Origin of the sequence: Butyrivibrio sp. NC2007, from assembly GCF_000421405.1 — a bacterium.
Classification (GTDB): Bacteria; Bacillota; Clostridia; order Lachnospirales; family Lachnospiraceae; genus Butyrivibrio.
The window spans coordinates 34,037-59,116 of sequence record NZ_ATWY01000007.1 but is presented as its reverse complement, the minus strand read 5'-3'; the positions used below and the strand labels follow the sequence as shown (position 1 = coordinate 59,116).

Annotated in this window: 23 protein-coding genes and 1 tRNA gene; all 24 read right to left on the bottom strand. The window is 44.8% G+C overall.

Annotation, left to right across the window (positions count from 1 at the left end; genetic code table 11):
• Position 1: 1 nt before the first annotated feature.
• Positions 2–901 carry a TlyA family RNA methyltransferase gene (locus G632_RS0107365; RefSeq protein WP_022768376.1) on the bottom strand — a complete coding sequence of 300 codons (900 nt, stop codon included), beginning with the start codon at positions 899–901 and terminating at the stop codon, positions 2–4.
• Positions 902–908: 7 nt separating this feature from the next.
• A complete protein-coding gene (dxs, locus tag G632_RS0107360; protein ID WP_022768375.1) occupies positions 909–2,759 on the bottom strand; it encodes a 1-deoxy-D-xylulose-5-phosphate synthase in 1,851 nt (616 codons plus the stop codon).
• A gap of 22 nt (positions 2,760–2,781) precedes the next feature.
• Entirely contained in the window at positions 2,782–3,726 is a 945-nt protein-coding gene (locus tag G632_RS0107355) for a polyprenyl synthetase family protein (RefSeq protein ID WP_022768374.1), read from the bottom strand.
• Positions 3,726–3,950, bottom strand: a complete 225-nt coding sequence (xseB, locus tag G632_RS0107350; protein ID WP_022768373.1) for an exodeoxyribonuclease VII small subunit — start codon at positions 3,948–3,950, stop codon at positions 3,726–3,728. The genes G632_RS0107355 and xseB overlap by 1 nt, the downstream gene beginning before the upstream one ends.
• An 18-nt stretch (positions 3,951–3,968) precedes the next feature.
• Positions 3,969–5,195, bottom strand: coding sequence for an exodeoxyribonuclease VII large subunit (xseA, locus tag G632_RS19235; protein WP_022768372.1), 1,227 nt, complete (start codon positions 5,193–5,195; stop codon positions 3,969–3,971).
• A complete protein-coding gene (gene nusB / locus G632_RS0107340) occupies positions 5,185–5,586 on the bottom strand; it encodes a transcription antitermination factor NusB (protein ID WP_026512451.1) in 402 nt (133 codons plus the stop codon). Before nusB ends, xseA begins: the two co-directional genes overlap by 11 nt.
• Before the next feature lie 15 nt (positions 5,587–5,601).
• The gene (locus G632_RS0107335) at positions 5,602–5,955 is read right to left on the bottom strand and encodes an Asp23/Gls24 family envelope stress response protein (protein WP_022768370.1); all 354 of its coding nucleotides are present in this window, start codon (positions 5,953–5,955) and stop codon (positions 5,602–5,604) included.
• Positions 5,956–6,053: 98 nt separating this feature from the next.
• Positions 6,054–7,514, bottom strand: a complete 1,461-nt coding sequence (locus G632_RS21070; RefSeq protein ID WP_022768369.1) for a transglutaminase domain-containing protein — start codon at positions 7,512–7,514, stop codon at positions 6,054–6,056.
• Between the two features lie 23 nt (positions 7,515–7,537).
• Complete coding sequence (locus G632_RS0107325; protein ID WP_022768368.1) at positions 7,538–9,142, bottom strand: peptide chain release factor 3; 1,605 nt, start codon at positions 9,140–9,142, stop codon at positions 7,538–7,540.
• Between the two features lie 189 nt (positions 9,143–9,331).
• Positions 9,332–11,419 (bottom strand): polyribonucleotide nucleotidyltransferase, encoded by a 2,088-nt coding sequence (locus tag G632_RS0107320; RefSeq protein ID WP_022768367.1) that lies wholly within the window; start codon positions 11,417–11,419, stop codon positions 9,332–9,334.
• A 189-nt stretch (positions 11,420–11,608) separates the two neighbouring features.
• Positions 11,609–11,875 carry a 30S ribosomal protein S15 gene (rpsO, locus tag G632_RS0107315; RefSeq protein ID WP_022764670.1) on the bottom strand — a complete coding sequence of 89 codons (267 nt, stop codon included), beginning with the start codon at positions 11,873–11,875 and terminating at the stop codon, positions 11,609–11,611.
• Positions 11,876–12,053: 178 nt separating this feature from the next.
• Entirely contained in the window at positions 12,054–12,962 is a 909-nt protein-coding gene (locus G632_RS0107310; RefSeq protein WP_022768366.1) for a bifunctional riboflavin kinase/FAD synthetase, read from the bottom strand.
• Between the two features lie 15 nt (positions 12,963–12,977).
• Positions 12,978–13,937: a tRNA pseudouridine(55) synthase TruB gene (gene truB / locus G632_RS0107305; RefSeq protein WP_022768365.1), complete on the bottom strand. Its 960-nt coding sequence runs from the start codon at positions 13,935–13,937 to the stop codon at positions 12,978–12,980.
• A 66-nt stretch (positions 13,938–14,003) separates the two neighbouring features.
• Positions 14,004–14,957 carry a DHH family phosphoesterase gene (locus tag G632_RS0107300; protein WP_022768364.1) on the bottom strand — a complete coding sequence of 318 codons (954 nt, stop codon included), beginning with the start codon at positions 14,955–14,957 and terminating at the stop codon, positions 14,004–14,006.
• A complete protein-coding gene (gene rbfA / locus G632_RS0107295; RefSeq protein WP_022768363.1) occupies positions 14,954–15,376 on the bottom strand; it encodes a 30S ribosome-binding factor RbfA in 423 nt (140 codons plus the stop codon). Before rbfA ends, G632_RS0107300 begins: the two co-directional genes overlap by 4 nt.
• 24 nt (positions 15,377–15,400) lie before the next feature.
• Positions 15,401–18,289 (bottom strand): translation initiation factor IF-2, encoded by a 2,889-nt coding sequence (gene infB, locus G632_RS0107290; protein WP_022768362.1) that lies wholly within the window; start codon positions 18,287–18,289, stop codon positions 15,401–15,403.
• Positions 18,276–18,614 carry a L7Ae/L30e/S12e/Gadd45 family ribosomal protein gene (locus tag G632_RS0107285; protein ID WP_026512449.1) on the bottom strand — a complete coding sequence of 113 codons (339 nt, stop codon included), beginning with the start codon at positions 18,612–18,614 and terminating at the stop codon, positions 18,276–18,278. Before G632_RS0107285 ends, infB begins: the two co-directional genes overlap by 14 nt.
• A 2-nt stretch (positions 18,615–18,616) precedes the next feature.
• Complete coding sequence (gene rnpM / locus G632_RS0107280; RefSeq protein ID WP_022768361.1) at positions 18,617–18,874, bottom strand: RNase P modulator RnpM; 258 nt, start codon at positions 18,872–18,874, stop codon at positions 18,617–18,619.
• Positions 18,875–18,897: 23 nt separating this feature from the next.
• On the bottom strand, positions 18,898–20,058 hold the full coding sequence (nusA, locus tag G632_RS19225; protein WP_022768360.1) for a transcription termination factor NusA: 1,161 nt from the start codon (positions 20,056–20,058) through the stop codon (positions 18,898–18,900).
• A gap of 23 nt (positions 20,059–20,081) precedes the next feature.
• Positions 20,082–20,546: a ribosome maturation factor RimP gene (gene rimP / locus G632_RS0107270; RefSeq protein WP_026512448.1), complete on the bottom strand. Its 465-nt coding sequence runs from the start codon at positions 20,544–20,546 to the stop codon at positions 20,082–20,084.
• Between the two features lie 154 nt (positions 20,547–20,700).
• On the bottom strand, positions 20,701–21,312 hold the full coding sequence (locus tag G632_RS0107265; protein WP_022768358.1) for a hypothetical protein: 612 nt from the start codon (positions 21,310–21,312) through the stop codon (positions 20,701–20,703).
• A 30-nt stretch (positions 21,313–21,342) separates the two neighbouring features.
• Entirely contained in the window at positions 21,343–21,804 is a 462-nt protein-coding gene (locus G632_RS0107260; RefSeq protein ID WP_022768357.1) for a PaaI family thioesterase, read from the bottom strand.
• Positions 21,805–22,276: 472 nt separating this feature from the next.
• Positions 22,277–22,348, bottom strand: a tRNA-Glu gene (locus tag G632_RS0107255).
• Positions 22,349–22,522: 174 nt separating this feature from the next.
• Positions 22,523–25,057, bottom strand: a complete 2,535-nt coding sequence (locus tag G632_RS0107250) for a hypothetical protein (protein ID WP_022768356.1) — start codon at positions 25,055–25,057, stop codon at positions 22,523–22,525.
• Positions 25,058–25,080: the final 23 nt, after the last annotated feature.

The window sequence follows — 25,080 nt, the reverse complement described above, 5'->3', positions numbered from 1 at the left end:
CCTACTTAAGCTCTGCTGCTGCCCTTAATACCGCATCCTCTATGAGCTTATTGTTCTCTTCTTCAAAAGAAATACCGCTCTTATCTGCCTGAATCTCTGCAAGTTTCTTTTCTCCGTCTGCCTCGGAAAGCCCCTCAACCTCAGCATTTCTCGAAGCATCCTTGCGGATATGGATCAGATACTCTATATTGCCCTCAGGCCCTTTTATAGGCGAGAAGTCCAGATGAAGAACTTCAAAGCCCGCAATCCCCATAAAATCAAATATTCTGTGTACGACTTCGGAGTGAACCTCCGGATCCCTTACAACGCCCTTTTTGCCGACCTTCTCTTTTCCGGCTTCAAACTGGGGTTTTATCAGGCACACCATCTCTGCTCCGTCTTTTAGTAGTCTTCTTGCAGGAAGCAGGATCTTGGTCAGTGAGATAAAAGACACATCGCAGGATGCAAAATCCAGATCGTCATCTATGTCATCCCTGACCATGTATCTGAAGTTGGTCTTTTCCATGCAGACCACTCTGTCATCGCTTCTAAGCTTCCAGTCCAGCTGACCGTGTCCCACGTCAACGGAATAAACCTTGGCTGCTCCATTCTGTAGCATGCAGTCTGTAAAGCCACCGGTGGATGCGCCAATATCCATGCACACCTTGCCTTCAAGCGAGAACCCGAAATTCTTGACCGCCTTCTCAAGCTTAAGTCCTCCTCTGCTGACATAAGGCAGCTGAGCACCCTTAACTTCGAGTGATGTTATCCTGGCCTCCTCAAAGGTGGTTCCGGGCTTATCCTCTCTCTGGCCATTGACGAAGACATCGCCGGCCATTATAAGAGCCTTAGCCTTTTCACGCGAGGGCGCAAGGCCTCTGTTTACCAGAAGAACGTCAAGACGCTCTTTATCTTTTGCCATAAATTCGTTACCTTTGTACTTCCTCTACTATTCTATCCGCCACGGACTGAGCATCCATTCTAAGTTCCTTAAGGAGCTTATCAACGCTTCCATGGGTTACAAACTGATCAGGTATAGCTATGGAAAGGACATTTGCATCAAGTCTCTTTTCATCGATATAGCTCCTGACCTTCTCACCGTATCCACCTGAGGCCACATTCTCTTCCATTGTTACAAAGAGTCTGTGGGTAGCTGCTGCCCTGTGAATGTAATCCGTATCAATAGGCTTAACAAATCTCGCATTTACCAATGAGCACTTGTAACCCTTGTCCTTCAATATTGTCCTTACCTCTTCAGCAATCCTGACCATACTTCCCACCGCTAAAAGGCAGATGTCTTTTTCTTCATAGATAGGCTCACACTTGCCCATCTCTATAGGTGCCCTGAAGTCCTCAAGTCCGGCGTAGGCATTGCCTCTTGGGTATCTGACTGCGACCGGCGCGTTTAAGCTGACAGCGAACTTCAGCATATCCGAGAGTTCCCATTTATTCTTGGGCGCCAGCACATGCATATTGGGCATGGATGACATGTAGGAGAGATCAAATATTCCCTGATGTGTCTCGCCGTCACTTCCAACCAGTCCCGCCCTGTCTATCGCAAAGACTACAGGAAGATTCTGAAGGCATACATCCTCAAGTATCTGATCGTAAGCCCTCTGAAGGAATGATGAATAAACCGCAAATACCGGCTTGTAGCCTCCGAGAGCAAGTCCGGCCGCGTAAGTAACTGCGTGTTCTTCTGCAATTCCCGCATCAACAAATCTGTCGGGATAGATATTTCTGAATCTCTTAAGTCCCGTACCGTCAGCCATGGCTGCTGTAATAGCCACAACCTTATCATCCCTGGCACCGAGCTTGCACATTACCGTTGAAAAGATATCCTGGTAGTTGGCAGTGGTCCTTGGATTTCTTGGAAGTCCGTTCTCCACGATGAAAGGCTCTGTTCCATGGAACCTTGCCGGGTGCTTCTCAGCAGGTTCATACCCCTTACCCTTCTTGGTCACCACATGGATCATAACGGCCTTCTTGACCTTTCTGGCTTCCTTGATGGCACGCACAAGGCCTGCAGTATCATGTCCATTTACAGGTCCAAGGTATGTTATGCCGAGGTTCTCAAATACCATGCCGGGCACGAAGAGCTGTTTAAAAGAGTTCTTGGCTCTTCTGATGGAATCTACGACCTTGGTGCTGGTACGAAGCTGCGCATACACATCTTCTTTCAGGTTAAGGTACCCTTGTGCTGTACGGACGTTATTGAGGTATTTGCCCATTCCTCCGACGCTCTCGGAGATCGACATCTCATTGTCATTTAAGATAATTATATAGTTGGTCTCAAGCCTTGAAGCGTTGTTCAGGGCTTCATAAGCAAGTCCTCCGGTTAAGGATCCGTCACCTATCACTGATACTACAGCATAATCCTCACCCTTAAGATCTCTTGCCTTGACCATTCCAAGACCTGCTGATATAGATGTGGAGCTGTGTCCTGTGTCAAAACAGTCAGCATCGGACTCACATCTCTTTGGAAATCCGCTCATGCCTCCGTATTGGCGCAGAGTATCAAAGCCCTCTTTCCTTCCGGTCAAAAGCTTATGAGTGTAGGACTGATGGCCTACGTCCCATATGATCTTATCATCAGGCAGATCCAGTGCGATATGAAGAGCCATGGTAAGCTCAACTGCACCAAGATTAGAGGCGAGATGTCCGCCTGTCTTTGAAATCTTGTCTATGAGAAACTGTCTTATTTCCTGGGCGAGTTCAGGGTAATCCTCTCGGGCAATACCCTTTATATCGCCAGTCTTATTTATCTGATCAAGAAGCATAATTAACTCCAATTACTGCGTGTTATTTCTTTCTGTAAATAAGATATTCAAAGAGTCCTTCGAGGAATGTGTCCTTTTGTCCAAATTCCCTTAGTATCTCTGTAGCCTCATCAGAAAGCTCTTTTACCTTCTTCCTCGCTTCTTCCATGCCATAAAGGCTGACATAGGTAGTCTTTTCATTCTTAATATCAGAACCTATGGGCTTACCGAGTTCTTTGGCATCACCTTCAATGTCAAGAATGTCGTCCTGAATCTGGAAAGCTATTCCCACGTTGCTGCCCATCTTCTCAACTTTCTTAACCTGCTCGGCTGATGCTCCGCCGAGTATTGCACCTATCATAAGGCTGCTTTCAATGAGAGCTCCTGTCTTGTTCTCGTCTATATAATGAAGCACAGCCTTAGCTGTCTCATCGTCATAATCATGGTTATTCTCTGCACAGATATCCGCGCACTGACCGCCAACCATGCCATAGATGCCGGCTTTTCTTCCCAGGACCTCTAGTGCTGCAAGATAGCGGTTTGAAGTATCACCGTCATAGTAGACAAGCTCTTTTCCTGAGACAGCGCCCTTAATTGCCGTCTCAAATGCAAGGTTCAGCAGTCCGTCTCCTGCAAGAGTTGCCATTCCAGGGCCGTAGACCACATGAGTAGTCTTTCTGCCTCTTCTGTATTCGTCATTGTCCATGGCAGGGAGATCATCATGCACAAGGGAATAGGTGTGTATCATCTCCATGGCCAGCATAAACGGTCTTAGGGTGGAATCATCAGCATCCTGTCCCGCAAAGAGCTTAAAAGTTTCAAGCATCATCACAGGGCGAAGTCTCTTTCCTCCTGCCAGAAGGCTGTAATTCATGGCCTCTATAACAGTAGAGGCATATCCTTCCTCTGCAGGAAGTGACTTCCCAAGTATATCATCAAAATAGGCTGCTCTCTTTAAGAGTTCATCCTCAATGGAAACACTGCTCATTACTCAAAATCCTCCAAGCTGCCGTCATCGGCGATCTGTTTAACCTTCTGCTCTACGCTCTCAATGGATTCGTGGCAGAACTTCAGCAGCTCCATTCCTTCCTTGTACTGCGCAAAGGAATCCTCCAGAGAAATATCCTCATTCTCCAGCGCCTTTATCTTCTCGTCAATCGCAGCAAATGCTTCCTCGATTGTCATGTTTTCTTCTTTTTTCTTAGCTGCCATAAGCGGCTCCTTTTCTCATTAGTCCTCCCGGCCTGATAAAAATCCCACCGTACCGGTCCCTGTGACGCTTGTCTTTATAAGGCCGTCACTTACATAGACAGATAGTTCATCCCCTATCTCAACATCCGATGTGCTGCGAACATTTTTCCCCTTATCATCAGCGACATAGGAGTAGCCGGTCTTAAGTCTGTCAAGTGGTGAAAGACCTTTGAGTCTCTCTATATCCACTTCCAGTTCGTGCCTTGCAGCCTTAAGTCTCTTTTCCATAAGCATCTTAAGAGAATCCTGATACTGGTCCATCCTAAGTAGCTTATCCCTGATCTTGCCCATGGGGCTCAGGTGCTTAAGAGCCTGAGACAATCTCTTTTCCTCGATAGACAATAGCCCAAGCTTTCTGTCCATTCTCGCCAAAAGAGTATTCCTGTAATCCTCAAGATCCTGAAGGAATCTGTCGTATTCAAATACCGCGATCTCTGCTGCTGCGGAAGGCGTAGGTGCTCTTCTGTCAGAGACAAAGTCTGCGATTGTAGTATCTGTTTCATGTCCAACTGCTGAAATGATCGGAACGGGGCAGTCGAAAATTGCCTGAGCGACAATCTCTTCATTAAATGCCCATAAATCTTCTATAGAACCTCCGCCACGTCCGACGATGATGACATCAGCCTCTGAGCAGGACAAAGTCTGAATGCCCTTTACTATGCTCTCGGCGGCCTTTTCGCCTTGTACTATGGCAGGATAAAGAATGATCTGGATATGCGGGTTACGTCTGGTGGCGACATTGATGATATCGCGCACAGCAGCCCCTGTTGGTGCCGTCACAACACCGAGAGTTCGTATGTACTTTGGAATCGGCTGCTTGTATTCAGATGCAAACATACCGGATTCCTGTAGTCTCTTCTTTAGCTCTTCATATCTCTCATAAAGAACTCCAGCTCCGTCAAGTTCTATTTTCCTTGCATAAAGCTGGTATTTACCATCTCTTTCATATACACTTATCGAACCTGAGACCTTGACCTGCTGGCCTTCCTTCATCTCAAAGGATAGACCTCTTAGTCTGTCAGAGGAAAACATCACGCAGGCTAAAGCAGCACCATTATCCTTGATAGTGAAATATATGTGACCGGATGAATGGTACTTACAGTTACTGACCTCTCCCTTGACCGTAAGGCTCTTTAGGAGAAAGTCCTGTGTAAACATATTTTTTATGTATGTATTAACCTGTGTGACTGTATATTCACTGCGCAAATTTAGCTAACACTCCGTTTACGAAGGCAGGTGAGCCATCCTGACCGTATTTCTTGGCCAGCTCAACAGCTTCGTTAATTGCGACACCGGTAGGTACCGAATCATCATACTTGATCTCATAGATAGCAAGTCTGATGATGGCAAGATCTACCTTGCCAATTCTTGATGTGTTCCATCCGGTTGTCTCTTTATTTATTGCCTCATCAATCTCCGGAAGCTTCTCAGCGATCTTCTCGTACTTATCCCTGATATAATCAGCGTCCTTAGTACTTATTTCCTTATCAGAGGTCTGGGTAAAGAGTTCCTCCTGCTCTGACATATCTTCCATTGAGTTGAATTCAACACGAAAGAGCAGTTCAAAAACCTGCTCTCTTAGTTCTGTTCTATTCATCATTATTTGTCCTTCTTATGCCTTGGGCATTGTGATGCCGGCAATCCTGATGTTGACATCTGTTACTTCAAGTCCTGTCATATTCTCAACAGAGGCCTTAACACGGGTCTGTGCCTGCTGACATGTTGCAGGAATATTGAAACCGTAAGACATCATAAGTGCAAGATCAACCTTCACGTCGCTTGATCCAACGATGACCTTGGCCCCTTTTGAAAGGTTCTTTCTGCTGACTTTCTCTAAATTCTCACTTGTATAATTACCGGCCATAGCTGAAACACCATCAACCTCAAGGGCTGCAAGTGCTGCAATTCTGGCCACAACATCATCTGCGATCTTAACTGATCCTACTTCTGCAATTTCTTTTCCCATTTCAGTTCCTCTCATTTACTTGCGATAAAACAAGCATGCTTTATTATAACTTTAAATACCTTTATCACTCATTATATCATAAATATCCAAAACATGGGTCAGAGCCAAAATATAATAGTTCTGGTATCTTCAAAAGTGGTATATGATACCTGTGAAGTATCTCCCTGAAGGTATTCAAACACTTTTCTGTTAGTGATAAGCTCCTCAAAGAGCGCATCATAAATCTCATCCGACGCACACTTTATGGTCACATTCCTGCTGTCGTCCTTGTATCTGCGGTCAAAGAGATCTCCGACCAGTACAAGCTCAGCTGATGTGAAGTACTCATCCTCTCTGACATAGTAATTGTCAGACATGCTGTTGCATACTGGCATGCGAATAATATCTGAGATAGTGTGATTTCTGAGAAGCTCGGCAGTCGTTACATTGAGATAGTCATAATTAACATCCGGGAGCTTGGTTGCATCCGCACTTTCACCTGAAACCGTCTGATAGGAAGCATCTCCCCATGTCACATCCAGGTAGTAATAAGTGTTGTTGCAAAGAACAAGGTTCCAAGCATGTCTTATGTCTTTTCCGTTCTTGGTATTAACTGTTCCGGTGACAAGTGTACAGCTGACTCCCATCTTGTTAAGCAGGTACTGGGCAGCCTTGGCATAGCCGTTGCATACACTCTTTCCGTTAATAAATACCGAGCAGATATTCTGATTGTCCGCAGCACCGATATCATAATCGGTGTTGGCGATCAGATACTCGTAGATATACTTGATGATGTAGTAATCATCCTCTGAAGCCGGTGCATTGGCAAGACATGCATGAACTGCTTCATTGATCTTGGCCTGCCTCTTCGCTACCTCTGTGGCATCATACAGATAATTACCGGTAAAAGAAATCTTGGTTATAGTATCACCAACCGAATAATTGGTGTACTGATAGCCATCTACGTAGAAAATCTCCGGGTGATCAGCCATGACATAGTCAAAGACCATCTCTATCGCATCATCACTTGTGGTGGATACTATTATGTCTTTTGACAGAGAATTGAGAGTCGCAAGGATCTCTACGTAGAGGGTCTTGCCTGCATCCGTGAGATGCTCATAGGCATAAAGACCTTCCTGCTGCTTCTTGAGCTTGGCAATTCCGTCATCCGTAAGACCGATGGCAACTCTTGCAGCCTTCATGTCCTCGTCAATATCTGCCTCGGATGCGTTCTTGTACTTTGCTTCAAGAGCAATATCTGCCGGCTCGCTTGTGCTAAACTCAAGCGCCGCAGCATCTTCTTCCGGCTCTGAGCTCTCCAGCGTTCCTATGTCAAAAGAAATCTCTTCTGCCGCCTGCTCAACTTCCTGCGCCGGAACATCTTCTTCTGCCACATAGATATCCTCTACACTGGCAGCTTCAAAGATGTCATCGCTATACTCCATCGGATCCTTGATTCCAAGAGCCTTAAGATAGTCATCAAAACTCTCATATTCACATCCGGTCAGAGATAATGCGCAGGTTGCCGTCACCAGCACAAGAGCAATGCCCCTTTTAATTGTCATGACAGCTTTTTTCAAAAGCGCCCCTCCAGAGTAAAATCTTAGTTTTTCTTGAACTCGGAAAGAATAAGTCCCTTGTTTCTCTCCATTGTCATACCGACACTCCACTCGTTGATAAACAGAAGAAGTGGTCTGTCGTGCATATCCTTGATCTTCTTCATGTCGGAAGTTCCAACAAGTGAAGACATATCTACATCCTCGTTGTCCACCCATCTGATGTACTCGTATGGAAGGCTCTCAAGGATGATCTCAACATTATACTCACTCTCAAGTCTAAACTTTAATACATCAAACTGCAAGACACCAACAACACCAACAATGATTTCTTCAAGACCTGTGTTGTACTCCTGGAAGATCTGGATGGCACCTTCCTGAGCTATCTGTGTGATACCCTTTACGAACTGCTTACGCTTCATGGTATCAACCTGGCGAACTCTTGCAAAGTGCTCGGGAGCAAAGGTAGGGATTCCCTCATATACCACGTTGTCCTTAGGCATGCATACTGTATCTCCGATAGAGAAGATACCCGGATCAAATACGCCCATGATATCTCCCGCATAAGCCTCTGAGAGGATCTTACGCTCATCAGCCATAAGCTGCTGAGGCTGTGAAAGACGCATAACCTTGCCACTCTGAACATGCTTAACTTCCTTGTCTGCATCATATCTGCCTGAGCATATTCTCATGAAAGCAACCCTGTCTCTATGAGCCTTGTTCATGTTAGCCTGAATCTTGAAGACAAAGGCTGTGAAATCACTCTCCTTAGGGTCAATCTTCGTGCCGTCTGCTGAAACTCTTCCTGTCGGTGGTGTAGCCATCTTAAGGAAGTGATGTAAAAAGAGCTCTACGCCAAAATTCTGAAGAGCTGATCCAAAGAATACAGGTGTAAGTTCACCCGCTCTTACCTTCTCAAGATCGTACTCAGCACCTGCTCCGTCAAGGAGCTCGATATCATCGGTAAGCTTGCTGAAAGCATCCTGACCGACTTCTTTGTCAATGGCATCTTTATCTGTCATTGCGATGATAGTCTCTTTTCCCTCCTTGGTACCCTTCTGGGTCTCAGAGAAGGTTACGATGTGATTCTCTCTTCTGTCATAGATTCCCTTAAAGTTCTTACCTGAACCAATTGGCCAGTTCATGGGACATGTGGCAATACCGAGGTTATTCTCGATATCATCAAGAAGATCAAAGGTATCCATTGCATCTCTGTCCAGCTTGTTGATAAAGGTAAAGATCGGAATATGACTCATGGCACAGACTTTAAAGAGCTTTCTTGTCTGGGCCTCAACACCCTTACTTGCATCTATTACCATGACTGCTGAATCTGCAGCCATCAGTGTTCTGTAGGTATCCTCAGAGAAATCCTGGTGTCCGGGGGTATCAAGGATATTGATACAGCACCCTTCGAAATTAAACTGAAGTACTGATGATGTTACAGAAATACCTCTCTGCTTCTCAATCTCCATCCAGTCAGAAACCGCATGTCTTGCTGTTGCCTTACCCTTTACAGATCCGGCCATATTGATGGCACCACCATAAAGCAAAAACTTCTCTGTAAGTGTAGTCTTACCTGCGTCAGGATGCGAAATTATTGCGAATGTACGTCGCTTATTTATCTCATTAATCGTATCTTTAGAATTACCCATTTTAATATCCTTATTACCTAAAACGAGGGGCTGCGAAATCTATGTTTGTCGCCGCAGGTGGTTGATATCGGCCGGTACTAAGCACCTGTCCTTTAGGTGCTTAGTACCGTTGCCAGATATCACCAGCGCAAGCGTGCCAAGAAGACAAACATAGATTTCAGCAGCCCCGTATTATGTCAATACAGTAAATTACTGGGCACAGTCTTTAATTGAGAAGCTGATTCTGCCCATTTTATCCTTGCCAAGGCATACAACCTTAACAGTGTCGCCAAGTGTGAGAACGTCCTCAACGTGCTCGATTCTCTCCTTGGAGATCTTGCTGATGTGAACCATTCCTTCCTTGCCGGGAGCAAACTCTACGAATGCGCCGAACTCCTTGATGCTTACAACCTTACCTGTGAATACCTGACCTTTCTCGAAGTCTGTAACGATAGTCTTAACCATTTCTACAGCCTTCTCGATCATAGCCTTATCTTCACCGCATACAGAAACCTTACCGTCATCTGTGATGTCGATCTTAACGCCTGTTCTTGCAATGATCTCGTTGATTGTCTTTCCTCTCTGTCCAACAACATCACCAATCTTCTCAGGATCGATCTGGAGAGAAACGATCTTAGGAGCATACTCAGATACTTCAGGACGAGGAGCAGCAATAGCCTTGCTCATGCACTCATCCATGATGAAGAATCTTGCCTCACGGCACTGTGCGATAGCTGTCTCAACGATAGGCTTTGTAAGACCGTGGATCTTGATATCCATCTGGATAGCTGTGATACCGTCTTTTGTTCCTGTTACCTTGAAGTCCATGTCTCCGAAGAAGTCCTCAAGACCCTGGATATCAGTAAGAACTACAAAATCGTCATCTGTATCGCCTGTTACAAGACCGCAGGAAATACCTGCAACCATCTTCTTAATTGGAACACCGGCAGCCATAAGTGACATGCAGGAAGCACATGTTGAAGCCATTGATGTTGATCCGTTTGACTCAAATGTCTCTGATACTGCACGGATTGCATAAGGGAACTCCTCAACGCTTGGAAGAACAGGAAGAAGTGCTCTCTCTGCAAGTGCACCGTGACCGATCTCTCTACGTCCGGGTCCTCTTGAAACCTTTGTCTCACCTACTGAATAAGCAGGGAAGTTGTACTGATGTACATATCTCTTGTCTGCAGCAAATGCATCAAGACCTTCAACCTTCTGAGCCTCTGAAAGAGGTGCAAGAGTTACAACGTCACAGATCTGTGTCTGTCCACGAGTGAACATAGCACTTCCGTGTACTCTTGGGATGAGGTCAACTTCTGCTGCAAGAGGTCTGATCTGCTTGATCTCACGTCCGTCAGGTCTCTTGTGATCCTTAAGGATCATCTTACGAACGGTCTTCTTCTCATACTGGTAGATAGCCTCACCGAGGATTGCAAGCCACTCTTCGTTGTCTGCAAACTTCTCTGTAAGTCTGTCTGTGATCTCTGCAATGTTGCCTTCTCTTGTCTGCTTGTCATCTGTGAAGACTGCCTTCTCCATCTCCTCCGGAGGAACAACTTCCTTGATTGCAGCAAAGAGCTCTTCAGGAACAGCACAGCTTGTGTACTCATGCTTAGGCTTACCAACCTCAGCTACGATGCCCTTGAAGAATTCAATAAGCTGAAGGTTCACATCATGAGCCTTGTAGATAGCTTCCTTCATCTTCTCCTCAGGGATTTCGTTAGCACCGGCCTCGATCATGATAACCTTCTGTCCTACAGATGCTACTGTAAGCTTGAGGTCACCGGTGTTCCACTGCTCCTGAGTAGGGTTAACGATAAGCTCGCCGTCGATCATACCCATCTGTGTCATAGCGCAAGGGCCATCAAATGGGATATCTGAAATAGAAACTGAAACAGATGCGCCCAGCATAGCAACCAGCTCAGGTCTGCACTGGGGATCTACTGACATAACCATAGTCTCGATTGTAACGTCGTTACGATAGTCCTTAGGGAAAAGAGGTCTCATAGGACGATCGATTACACGGCTTGTAAGGATAGCGTTCTCAGATGGCTTACCCTCTCTCTTGTTGTATCCGCCGGGGAATTTACCAACTGCGTAGAACTTCTCACCATACTCTACTGAAAGTGGGAAGAAATCAATTCCGTCTCTTGGCTTAGCTGATGCTGTAGCTGTGCAGAGAACTGTTGTATCTCCATACTGCATGAAAGCACATCCGTTTGCCTGTTTTCCTACCTTGCCAATCTCAACCTTAAGTGTACGACCAGCCAGTTCCATTGAATAAGTTTTTACCATTTTTTCTCCTTCTGCTCATCCGCCTTCCCTCATCCAGTGCCAAAATCCCGGCACTACTTCGGGTGCGTGTGCATTAAAACATGTTTACTCTTCTATAGAAAAGCGCATAAAAAGCGCAAATTCTCATAAACGTAGAAAAGCGGAATAAGCCGACGTTAATCAGCCTTATCCCGCCTTTGCTTTCAAAAATTACTTTCTGAGACCAAGATCAGCGATGAGCTTACGATAAGCTTCGATGTCCTTCTTCTTGAGGTATCCAAGAAGGCTACGTCTCTGACCAACCATCTTAAGAAGACCTCTTCTTGAGTGGTGATCCTTAGGGTTCTTCTGAAGGTGCTCGTTGAGCTCCTGAATTCTCTCTGTAAGGATAGCTACCTGAACCTCAGGTGATCCTGTGTCGCCGGCCTTTCTGGCAAACTTGTTGATAACTTCAGTTTTCTTCTCTTTTGTGATCATTTTCTTTTCTCCTTTTAAATCTTTAATCCTGAAATGCGCCTGTTACCAAGGCCCGGTTGGAGTGTCCATGACCGTTAGTAAAGGTCGTTTCTGTTACTGTTGCAGGAAATGAAGCTGCAACCAATTTATACTATCACACAAAGTCATTTGTGTAAAGTATTATCTTTACTCATGCAGTTTATGCTCTGGCATTCTCCAGATCACTCTGTATCTGAGCCTTAAGCATATCAAGGTTGTCAAACTTCATCTCGGGTCTTACGAATCTCAGTAGTTCAACCTCAATAAACTCCCCGTAAGCATCACCGTCAAAGTCGTAGATGTAGGTCTCAACTCCTACCTTTTCCTGCTCGGATATAGTGGGCTTTCTGCCTATATTGGTCATTCCGTCGTACACCTTACCGCCGAGGTGAACCTTGCTGGAATAGACTCCGTAGGGAGGAAGGAGCTTATCTTCAGGCGGAATGATGTTGACTGTGGGAATCCCGATCGTATGACCGATATGTCTTCCATGCTCGACAATTCCGCAGACACTGTAGTAACTGCCAAGGAGTCTTTCTGCCATGGCCATGTTGCCGTCGGCTACTTCATTCCTGATCCTTGTGGAGCTGACCTCTGCGCCGTCAAGCCTTACCTTATCGATAAGTTCAAGCTCGTAAAGAAGTTCTCCCGCCAGACTCTTTAATAGGTACTGATCTCCTCTTCCTCCGGCTCCGAAGGTCACATCGGTTCCGGCTGCAATGTAGTCCGCAGAGAGCTGACCGACAAGGATCCTTCTTACAAAGTCTTCCGGATCTGTAGCTGCTGTAGTTTCCGTAAGAGGAAACTCAATAAGCACGTCGATCCCCAGCTTTTTAAACTCTCTTCTCTTTTCCTGCCTGGTGTAGAGCTGGCGCACCTTGTGCCCGGTAAAGAATTCTTCCGGCGATGGATCAAAGGTAAAGACTACGCTCTTTAAGCCGTCTTTTTTCTGCTCCAAAATGTACTTGAGGAGCTTTTTGTGACCCACGTGTATTCCGTCGAATTTACCGATAGCCACGGCACTTTTCTCGTCTATATGAAACTTGGTTGTTCCGGTAATTATTTCCATCTTATGATCTTTCGATTATGCTTCGTAAAAGAACTTGTCCACGTTAAAAAGTCTTGTTCTTTCATTGTATGTGTAGATGCCAAAGAAGGTATCGTCCTCAGAATAAACCCTGAAAGAGTTGCCATCCTTAAACATCTCTTTTTCGTATTCAGTGTCATTAACGCCGGTGGGATCTTCATTGAGGACGTTGTCCTTTCTGAAGCTGTTTCCGTTTTCCAAAAGCTTTCTTGCAGCGTCTTTTACATGGATCTTATCAAGGTCCCTGAAAATATACTCAGGCGATTTAATTATGTCTCCTAAAGTTCCTGCATCCCTGAGCTCTTCCACCTGCGACAGAGTAACTGCACTGTCCAGCGAAAATGCTCCCACACGGGTTCTTGTAAGATGCTGCATCGCTGCGCCACATCCCAGCCTCTGGCCGATGTCATGGCAAAGGGTTCTGATATAGGTTCCCTTGGAGCATTTGATCTCCATGGTAAAAATGTGGTCGGACGCAAGTAGTGAATCATCTAAAATAGTAATGGCATCTATGTGAATCTTACGGGCTTTCCTCTCGACTTCTATGCCTACCCTCGCAAGCTCATAGAGCTTTTTCCCATTCTGCTTGATTGCGGAAAACATAGGCGGAATCTGGTCGTAATCACCAACAAAAGCCTTTACTGCCTCGTGAAGTTCTTCCCTAGTGACATTTACTTCATTTGTCTCAAGGACCTGACCGGACATATCCTGAGTATCTGTGGTAACGCCAAGTCTGCACACGGCAATATACTCTTTGTCGTGGTCTGTGAGCATCTCGACCAGTTTGGTCCCTGTTCCCAGGCATACAACCAAAACTCCTACAGCATCAGGATCAAGAGTCCCGGTGTGGCCGATCTTTTTCTGCTTAAGGATTCCGCGGAGCTTAGCCACTACATCATTTGAAGTAAAGCCCTGCTCCTTGTATATATTTATAAGTCCGTTGTATTTGTTCTGCATTTTTTACCCGCTTACAAAAATCACAAGACATCTCTCACGATTTGCCTTGTGATCCATAAGTCTCAATCAAACTCCGTAGAGCTGTTTGTGAATGTATTTAGTAATGTTGTTGATAACGTCGTGGCTTGTTCCGCTGACAGTGCAGCCTGCTGCCCTGACGTGTCCGCCGCCGCTGAACATCTCGGCTACTTCAGCCACATTTACTGCTCCGTTACTGCGAAGGCTTACCTTGTACTCAAGTGGTGCAAGTTCATACATAAATATCGCGCAGTCAACTCCGATCGTGAGGAGCAGCTGATTTACAATACCATCCAGGTCATTGCTTGAAACGCCGTAGAATTCCATTGTCTGCTTGGAGACAACCGATACTATGCATCTTCCATCCATCAGCATAATGCTCTCAAGAAGGGCTCTTCCAAGAATCTGATTCTGGATATAGGTCTTTTCGTAAAAGACATGATCAATAAGGCTACCAAAGTCAAAGCCGTAGGAAATCAGCTCTGCTGCAGTCTTCATGGTCTTGGGCGATGTGTTGTTGTACTTGAAAACGCCCGTATCTGTTACCATTCCCATGTAAAGGGACTTGGCAATTTCAATATCAATTTTGTCCGGATCAATAACATCGTAAATAAGCTCACATGCTGAACTTGCAGTAGGTACTATGTAGTTCTCGTCACCACTGCCTTTGTTGCTCACATGATGGTCAATATTTACTGTCTTTGCAGCTGCATCAAAATACTTCTCTGCATCTCCTGTCCTGTCCTTGGAACAATCCAGAACAAAGAATATATCATAGCTTTCAATATCTGTCTGAAAATCACTTCTTACATCTTCTATATCTTTGATAAATCTGTATTCCGGTGGAATTGTCTCAAGGAAGACATCGCATCGAATCTTGGGATAGTTCTTTTTGATATAAAGATACAGTCCCATGCATGAGCCGATGCAATCACCATCAGGTCTGATGTGGCCACTTATTCCGATTGTTTTTGCGCTTTGGACAAGCTGGTCAATCTTCATTCTTCCTCCTGATCTTCTTCCGGCAAATCTTCGTCCAGGCTCTCTCCACGGGCAAGTCTTGCCTCGTTATCCTTAGCCGTTACTTCATCAATCTTCTTGGACATGTTAATTGCATACTCAATGGAGTCGTCCATTATAAATCTGAGCTCAGGTGTATATCTCATGTTAAGCTCTTTTGCAAGAGTAGAGCGGATATAACCGGATGCGGACTTAAGTCCCTCCTGAGTTCTTGCTCTGTCCTCTTCATTACCCATTACAGTAACCCAGACCTTACAGGTCTTAAGATCAGGAGCAACCTCTACATCCATGACAGATGTAAAGGGACTGATCCTTGGGTCCTTGCTGTAACGGATTGCCTCTGAAATAACCTTCTGGACTTCACCGTTTATTCTTCTGTTTTTATTACTGTTTTTACGCATTTCTTATTCCTCTGTGGAAGGGCATCACTGACGTGGTACCTCTACCATCTCATAAGCTTCTACCCTGTCTCCTTCATGGATCTGGTCAAAGCCGTCAAATACAAGACCGCACTCGAAGCCTTCCTTAACTTCCTTAACGTCGTCCTTGAATCTCTTAAGTGATCCGAGATCTCCTTCGAAGATCATATCGTCATCTCTGTAGATACGAACCTTGCAATCCTTCTTGATGACACCGTCCTTGACAAATGCACCGGCGATGTTACCAACCTTGGATGCCTTGAAGATCTGACGAACCTCAGCATGTCCTGTAACTCTCTCTTCATAGATAGGTGCAAGCATGCCCTTCATAGCATACTCGATCTCTTCTATTGCCTGATAGATAACCTTGTAAAGCTTGATCTCAACGCCTTCGTGCTCAGCCATGCTCTTAGCTGTTGCATCAGGACGAACATCAAATCCGATGATGATGGCATTTGATGCTGCAGCAAGGGTTACATCAGACTCATTGATGGCACCAACGCCACCATGAATAACCTTAACAACAACTTCCTCATTGGAAAGCTTAAGAAGGCTCTGTTTAAGGGCCTCTACGCTACCCTGTACATCGGCCTTGATGATGATGTTGAGTTCCTGAAGTCTTCCTTCCTCGATCTTGGAGTAAAGATCATCAAGTGACATCTTAGCCTTTGTCTCTTCAATAAGGTCTTTCTTGTGCTGCTGAAGGTATGTGTTTGCGTACTGCTTAGCCTCTTTGTCTGTCTCATGTCCAAGGAATACCTCACCGGCATTTGGAACATCTGAAAGACCAAGGATCTCAACAGGCTGTGAAGGACGAGCTTCTTTAAGCTTGTTGCCCTTATCGTCAACCATGGCTCTAACCTTACCTGAGCTTGCTCCTGCAGAGATGAAATCTCCGACATGAAGTGTTCCCTTCTGAACAAGAACGTTAGCTACAGGGCCACGGCCCTTATCAAGTCTTGCCTCAAGGACAAGTCCTCTTGCTTCTCTGTCAGGGTTAGCCTTGAGCTCAAGGATATCAGCTGTGAGGATGATGGTCTCAAGGAGGTCCTCAATACCTTCACCTGACTTAGCTGAAACAGGTACGAACTCTGTTGTTCCGCCCCAATCTGTTGAAACAAGACCATACTCTGTCATCTCCTGCTTAACGCGGTCGATGTTGGCATTTGGCTTATCAATCTTGTTGATCGCAACGATGATCTCAACCTCTGCAGCCTTAGCATGGTTGATAGCCTCAACTGTCTGAGGCATTACACCGTCATCAGCAGCAACTACAAGTACTGCGATATCTGTAGAATTAGCACCACGCATACGCATAGCTGTGAATGCTTCGTGACCGGGAGTATCAAGGAATGTGATCTTCTGGTCATTTACAGATACTGTATAAGCACCGATTCTCTGCGTGATTCCGCCTGCCTCTCTGTCTGTAACGGATGTCTTACGGATAGCATCAAGAAGTGATGTTTTACCGTGGTCAACGTGACCCATTACGCAGACTACAGGAGGTCTCTTCTTAAGTGTCTCAGGTGCATCGTCTTCTTCCTTAAGAAGCTCTTCGATAACATCTACAGGAACTTCCTTCTCGCAGAGGATATCATAATCAGCTGCGATATTCTCAGCATCCTCATAGCTAAGCTCAGTATTAACAGTTGAAATCTGACCTGCCATAAAGAGCTTCTTGATGATAACTGAAGGCTGCATCTTCATCTTCTCAGCCAGTTCCTTGATGGAAACCTTCTCAGGGATTGTGATAACCTTGATCTGCTCCTCAGGTTCCTCCACCTTCTTAACTTCAGGCTTGATGAATCTGCCGACTCTCTTGCTTCTTGGCATCATCTCTTCCTGCTCAAGAGCAAAGTCTTTCTTGTTTCTCTTATCCTTCTCCTGGTTCTGACGGCGTCTTGAGTCATGTCCGCCCTCAGGTCTGTCAGCTGCGCCATCAAAGCCGCCTCTCTGACCACCCTTGTTATCATTCTTGCCGGCGAATCTGTTATCTTTTCCGCCACCAAACTTACCACCGCCGTTTGACTGACCGCGGTCGTTTCTGTCGTTTCTATCGTTTCTTCCTCCCTGGAAGGCAGGTCTGTCGCCTCTCTGAGGATTTCTGTTATCTCTGTTGTCTCTATTGTCTCTGCTATCTCTGTTATCCCTGTTGTCTCTATTCTGAGCAGGTGCTGCAGGTCTTGCAGGAGCCTGCTGCTGCGCAGGTCTTGCCGGTGCCTGCTGAACAGGTGCACTCTGCTGAACAGGTGCTGTATTCTTAACAGGTGCAGGAGCTGCCTCCTGAACAGGCGCTGCTTCCTTCTTTGGTGCAGGCTTTGGAGCTACAGACTTATTGATAGGCTGGTTATAGCTCTCCATCTGTGAAGGAGCTGTTAAAGGCTTGATAGGACGGTATGTGTTCTGAGCCTGAGCAAATGTAGGTCTTCTCTGGCCCTGTCCGTTGCCACCCTGGTTTCTGTTGTCACGGTTTCTGTTTCCGAAGTCTCTGTTTCCGTTTCCACCCTGCTGGCCCTGTCCGCCTCTCTGTGAATTATTGTTGTTGGTAACAACAATGATCTTCTTCTTTTTCTTGACAGGTGCCTGCTCTCCTGCTTTTGGTACCGGAGCTGCCTCTTTTACAGGTTCTTTCTTAGGCTCTTCTGCCTTGGGAGCTTCTACAGCCTTAGGTGCTTCTACAGCCTTTGGAGCCTCTGCAGCCTTTTTAGGTGCTTCTTCTGCAGCGCTCTTTCCCTGTCCCTTACCAAAATTCTTTCTGGCAACGTCAGCATCTGTCTCTTCTATTGAACTGTTAGAGCGTTTTGCTTCTATTCCTTTTTCCTGCAAAAAAGCTATCAGCTCTTTTGCCTCGCATCCAAGCTCTCCCGCAAGTTCGGATATTTTAATTTTTGCCATTCGCATTTCCTCCACTTGTTTCTTCGAGTAAGTTCTTCCGAAGTGACTCAGACAGACCTTTGTCCGTTATTGCCAGACTAGTTCGAACATCCTTACCAATTGCATGTCCCAGTTTTTCCATGTCTCCAAAGAAAACTATCGGGACGTTATAATACTTACACTTATCACTAAACTGTTTGGTCGTATTATCTGAAGCATCTTCTGCTACAATGACCAAACAAGCCTTTCTTTTGCGGATTGCATCCATTACGGCTGTTTCTCCGCTTTTAACCTTGCCTGCTCTCATACAAAGACCAAGCAAAGAATAAACCTTATTTGGATCCAACTTTAGCTAAGCTCCTTTTCCATTCGCTCAAGCACTTCTGCCGGTATATGTGACTTAAGTGATCTCTCAAGGCCTTTGTTCTTAACTGCCTTTTTAAGGCAATCGGCATTGTTACATATATATGCTCCTCTGCCATTGGCCCTGCCGGTGGTATCAAGAAGTATCTCATCCTCAGGAGTCTTAAGAACCCTGATCAGATCCTTCTTTTCCTTCATCTCACCACAGCCAACACATTTTCTCATGGGAATTTTCTTTTGCATGTATTCTCCAACCAGAGTTTAAGTTACTCTTCAGTGCCCTCTTCAGGTGCCTCTTCGTACTCTTCCTCGTACTCGCCCTCATACTCCTCATCGTACTCATCCTCATCATCGAGGTAGTCTTCCATACGGAATCCGGGAGCATCCTTAGCGTGTGTCTCATCCTTGATATCGATCTTGTAGCCTGTAAGTCTTGCTGCAAGTCTTGCATTCTGACCTTCCTTACCAATGGCAAGTGAAAGCTGGTAATCAGGAACAACAACCTTAGCGCTCTTCTCTTCAGGATCAGCAAATACTGCTACGATCTTTGCAGGTGAAAGAGCATTCTGAATGAGGTTACCGGGGTTCTCATCCCAGTTGATAACGTCGATCTTCTCGCCGCCGAGCTCATCAACAATAAGGTTGACTCTGCTTCCGTTAACACCTACGCATGCTCCTACAGCATCTACGTTAGGATCCTTGGAATAAACAGCGATCTTGGTACGGCTTCCTGCCTCTCTTGCGATTGACTTGATCTCAACTGTACCGTCCTGGATCTCAGCAACTTCCTGCTCGAAGAGTCTCTTTACAAGATCAGGGTGTGTACGGGATACAAGAATCCTTGGTCCCTTTGAACCATTCTTAACTTCAAGAACATATACTCTAAGACGCTGTGTAGGTCTGTAAACCTCAGTCTTAACCTGCTCATTCTCATTGAGGATAGCATCTGCTCTTCCAAGGTTGATAGAGATGTTCTTGCCGATGAATCTCTGAACAACACCTGTTACGATGTCATGCTCCTTTTCGAAATACTCATTATAGATAGCGCCACGCTCTTCCTCACGAATCTTCTGAAGGATAACGTTCTTGGCGTTCTGTGTAGCGATACGTCCAAACTCCTTGGAATTGAGAGATACAGGAACGATATCTCCAACCTTGGCCTTCTTTGAAATCTTCTTGGCATCATCAAGTGAGATCTCAAGGTTGGGATCCATTACATCATCTGCTGTCTCAACAACTTCCTTGTCAGCGTAGCACTTGAAATCGCAGCTCTCTCTGTCAACTTCTACTCTGATGTTCTCAGCCTTACCGAAGTTGTTCTTGCATGCTGTGATAAGAGAGTTCTCTATAGCATCAAAAAGTGAATCCTTGCTGATGTTCTTCTCTTTCTCAAGTAGCTCAAGGGCATCCATTAATTCTTTACTCATCGTAATCTCCATTTCCGTCCGGATTAAAAATCCAGAGCAAGCTTAATAACTGATATCTCTTTTCTTATAAAAGTTTCATCTTCATCATTTATAGTTACGGTAACTGTGGTGTCATCAAACGCCTTTAGTGTACCGGCAAACTCCTTAACTCCATCCCTGGGCTTAAAGAGCTTAAGCTCAACGTCCTGACCAATACTGTTTGCAAAATGCCTGTCCTTCTTGAGCTGCCTTCCAAGTCCGGGGCTTGAAACCTCCAAAGTGTAGGCTTCCTCAATAAAGTCATCCGCATCAAGCGCATCAGAGAGCGCATGATTTACATCAACGCAGTCATTGATGTTAACACCGCCATCCTTGTCGATGTAGGCTCTAAGGTACCATTCTCCGGCTTCCTTGACGTACTCGACATCATAGATCCTCACACCGAACTTCTCGCAGATAGGCTGTAAGATTGCTTCAGTCTTTGCTTCAATTTCGCTTTTCTTCATTATGTAATTTCCTCTCTTAATTGAGACCGTCAAGATAACAGCGCCTTTCCGTTATCTTGGCATAAAGAAAGTGGGCTTTTTTCGAGCCCACTTACAATTTACATGTAGACAATACCATGTTTATGCGATTTCGTCAAGGGTTTTCTAGTTCCCCCTACTATTTACCCATGATCTCTTTTACCAGATCCTCGTATTCCTGCATTGTGATTGCCTTATCCCGGAAGGTGAAGGTGCTGTTCTCATCATATTGGTCATTCTCATTATCCCAGTACTCAGCAGACAGGGTAAAAGAGTCTTCGGCTTCGCCCTTACCGTTGTATTTATCAAGCCAGTACATCTGCCTTCCGCCGTGGGATGTATCACGATGAACTATATATACTGCATCCTGATAGTTTGTGTAGCTAAGTTCGCCGGTTGTTCCCTCACCCTCTGCAAGGACATATACCTTGTCGTCTCTGACATCGATATACATTCCGCCGTAAGGGCCGTTTATGATCAGCTCTTCTTCACCGTCATTGTCAAGGTCAACTCTCTCATCACTTACTGTGTAGCACTCCCAGTCCTCCGGATCATGCGGAAGATCTGAGTACTTGAAGGTATATTCCCCACCGTCTTCAGTGATACGGGTTGCAGATACTTCTCCATCAAGAAAGGCCTGGTAAAGGTCTTTTTCTTCCTCTTTTGGCACATCACCGTTTGAACATGCAACAAGACTAATGACAGCTGCGCCGGTCATGGCCATAATCAATAACTTGTTCACTCTTTTCATAACTCTCTCCTCTTTTTCCTTTTCTTACAATTACTTATCCCCGAATTTCAAATTCCCCTCAAGAACAGAAACTTTACTTGCATAAAATGAGAATTCTCCGCTATCAAGCAGATTCCCGGCATCATCGGTAACTCTTATATCAAACACAAGAATGTGCCGACCGGTCTTTAGCTTCATGCACTCACAGTATATATACTCTGTGTTCACAGCAGGTAAAAGAAAATTCAGATTAGCAGATACGGTTGTGACATAATATCCGCTCATGCTTCCCGTCGCTCCCGCCATAGCATCAACAAATGAAAGCAGCGCTCCGCCGTGAATACTTCCGTATGTGTTATGGAGTCTCTCGTCACACTTAACTCTTGCCTTGCTGTAGGTTGAGCTAAGTTCAAGTATCTCAAAGCCAATGAACTGATTGTACTTGTTGGAGTACAGTTCAGCAATCATTTTCTCTCTTATTAAGTTTTCTTTTTCTGTACGTGCTTTTCTCATTTTATTTAGTCCTTATTTCATCTTTCGAAATGTATTTGCTGTGCCGGTGCAGGTCACAAATCATAATACCGGCCTGCTATGCACTCTCATAATACGACAACAAATAGAATACAGCAATTGTTCCAGGATTTGTAGCACATCTTTCCTGTTGCTTTTTAGAATTTTTCAAATTTAGACAGTGAAAAAACAGGAAAGATCAGCGAAAACAAGCGCAATATCGTTAATTCTCTTTGAATTTTGTCCACCAATCACAAAATGATGTCTGATTCACATTTTACAAGCATTATATGAGCCAAAAATCACTGTTGCTTTTGAACATTCTTCAATTTAGGCAGACTGCCCTTTATCAAGTTTTACTAAATACTGATAAAGGCTCATCAGTGAATAAAATTGGGAATTATCTCGGGCAAAAAAATAAGCCAGAATACTTATGTATTCTAGCTTCTCGGGTTGGGCTGTTATAAACAGTCAGTACCTCGTAGCGGAATCGAACCGCTGATTCTGCCGTGAGAGGGCAGCGTCTTAACCGCTTGACCAACGAGGCATTTTTTAGTCGTCCGTATTGCGGCGACTTGTTTATATTATTACAAATCAAAATAAAATGCAAGCACTTTTTTAAATTTTTTTTATTTTATTTTTTCCGGGTGCAAAAAAAGAGACGGATCCTCATGAATCCGCCTCTTTCTTTATAATAAGTGTTTGATTATTAACTGATAAATTAGTTCTTCTTGGAGCTGTCTGAGTTGACCTTAGCGTTCCTTCTTCTTACGTACTCTTCAACTGAGAGTGCTGCAATAGCTGCGAGAATGATAAGTACCCACCAAGGGAATGGAGTCTGTGTAGCAATAGGAGCTGCTGCCTTAGCTGTCTCTTCTTCTTCGATTGCTACTGCTGGCTTTGTCTCTTCTTTCTTCTCTTCCTGCTTCTTCTCTACTGCCGGAGCTGCCTTTTTCTCTTCTTCACCTTCTCCTGCCTCTACTGCTGTAGCTGCTGCGCCTGATCTTGTTCTTGTTGCTCCGAGAACTGCCTGCTGAGGTGCAGGTGCTGCAGGAGCGGGTGTTACTGCTATAGGTGCTACAGGAATGTAATCTGTTGTGTCGCTAGGTGTTGTATCGCCTGTAGGCTCGCCTGAAGGTCCGGGTGTCGGTGTAGGAGTAGGAATCTCGTACTCAAATCCGTTCTCAATTGCTGCAAGTGCCCTGTTTGCTTCATCCTGGGCATATCCTGCATTTTGTGCTGCCCACCAGTAAAGTATTTCTGCTGTGCGGAGCTGACCAACTGCCATATTGTAATAACTTCTTACTGCTGTAAGTGCTGAGTAAGACACTTTCTCTGCGCTTTGGAGATCTTTAAGCTTTTTAGCTGCTGCAATTACTGCTTCATATGCTGCACTTACTGCTTCCAGCTTTGTATTTGCTTCCTTTTCTGCCTTCTCAGCTGCATCAACTTCATCTTTTGAAGGTTCGCCTGCTGTATAAATAGGATTATTTATTGCGTTATCAATTTCCGTCTTCTTCTGATCGGCTTCGTCAAATTTGCTCTGTGCGTCATCTTTTGAGAAACCATTGAATGCTCTGTAATGATCTGCCTCTGTGTAGAAATCTTTCATTACATCTTCGTAATAGATTTCATCTTCTTTGTTGTAGCGTGTATGCTGGTAAACTGTACGGTGCTCTTTCCATCCACCAGGGCCTGACTTAGTCAGGATAGTAATCTTTCCATTATTGCCATAAACTATTTTGTATCTGCTAGGATCCTGATAGTTTGAAAGATTGAACTCTACCTCTTCACCATTATTTCTCTTATCTGTGTAATATGTCTCCGGGACATACTTGTCACGATGTCTCTCTTCAGGAACAATTTCCTTTACTACCAGCCAATGTCCGGATACATCTCTTCCGTGGATGTTCTCTTCATCTTTTGCTGATACTGCAAATGTTCTTGTTACTTCTCCATCTTCTGTTGTATATGTTGCAATAACATTTCCGGTTTCTCTGTCTATTGAATAAGAAACTTCTGCATCAACGTTATCATTGTCATAAAGTTTGTAATTTACAAGCCCCTTAACAAGATTGAAGTCTGCTTCTGCCAAATCCCACCATGTTGCCTGTCCCCAGTGCGGCCAATCAATATAGTCATTATATATATCCATCTCTACAGCTTCTGCTGTATTTACTGCTACTATAAGTTCTGCTGCTCTGAGATTCTTAGCCGCTGTGTCATATGCTTCATAAGCTGCATCTTTTTCTTCGAGTGCATTTTGAGCATCCTCTGCTGCCTGATCGTATGCATCCTTAGCATCATCATACTCTTCTTTGAGACTACTGTATGCTTCAAAAGCATCATCCTCTATGCTGCTGGCGCTTTCTAAAGCTGCCTTTGCTTCAACGATTGCTGTTCTTACATCACCACGTCCGTATGCACCATAGTTCCACCAATAATCATTAGGTGCTTCAGGATTATAGTTCCGGTTATTAAGTCCATACTGATTAAGGAGCTTGTTATACTCAATCTCTGCTTCCTGTCTTGCAAGCCTTGCTGCTTCGTAAGCCTCTCCTGCAGCCTGATAATCCTGATCTGCCTTTTCTTTTGCCTGCTCTGCTGCATCAAGTTTATCTTCGTATTCGCCTAAAACTCTTGCTGCATCTTCTGCTGCTGCCTTTGCTTCATTTGCCAGTATCTGTGCATCAGCTTTTGCTGCTTCTGCTTCTTCCTGATGCAAGTATACTATCTCGGACATTTCTACTACCTGATCAGCTTTCTCATGAGCTGTGGCTGCATCAATTCCGGTCTCGATTATTGTTGGCCATGTAGCTGCTATAGCTTCTTCTGCTTTCTGCTCGAATGTTTCTTCACTTTCTCTTGCAGTTTCTACAGCTGTCTCATAAGCTGCATTTGCTTCAAGTCTTTCTTCTTTTGTATCTTCTAATGTCTGATTGTAGTTCTCGATATTTTCTTCGATTCTCTCGAGAGCACCTTCAGCATTTTGAAGATGTGTATCTGTAGGTTCCTGTGCTACTATAGGATTTTCTGTCTCTTCTTCTGCCGGTTCTTCTGCCGGTTCTGCTACCGGTTCTTCAACTACCGGTTCTTCCTGAGGTGGAAGAGCCTCTTCGATCTTCTCTTCTGCGGTATCAATTGCTTTCATTATTGGTTCGTTGTAATCATCTTCAGCAAAAACTGCAATTGGCTGAAGTAATAACGTCGCGCTTAAACCAAGTGCTAATAATTTTTCCATCCTTGTGTTCTTCATATGCATCCCTCACTTTTCATTCA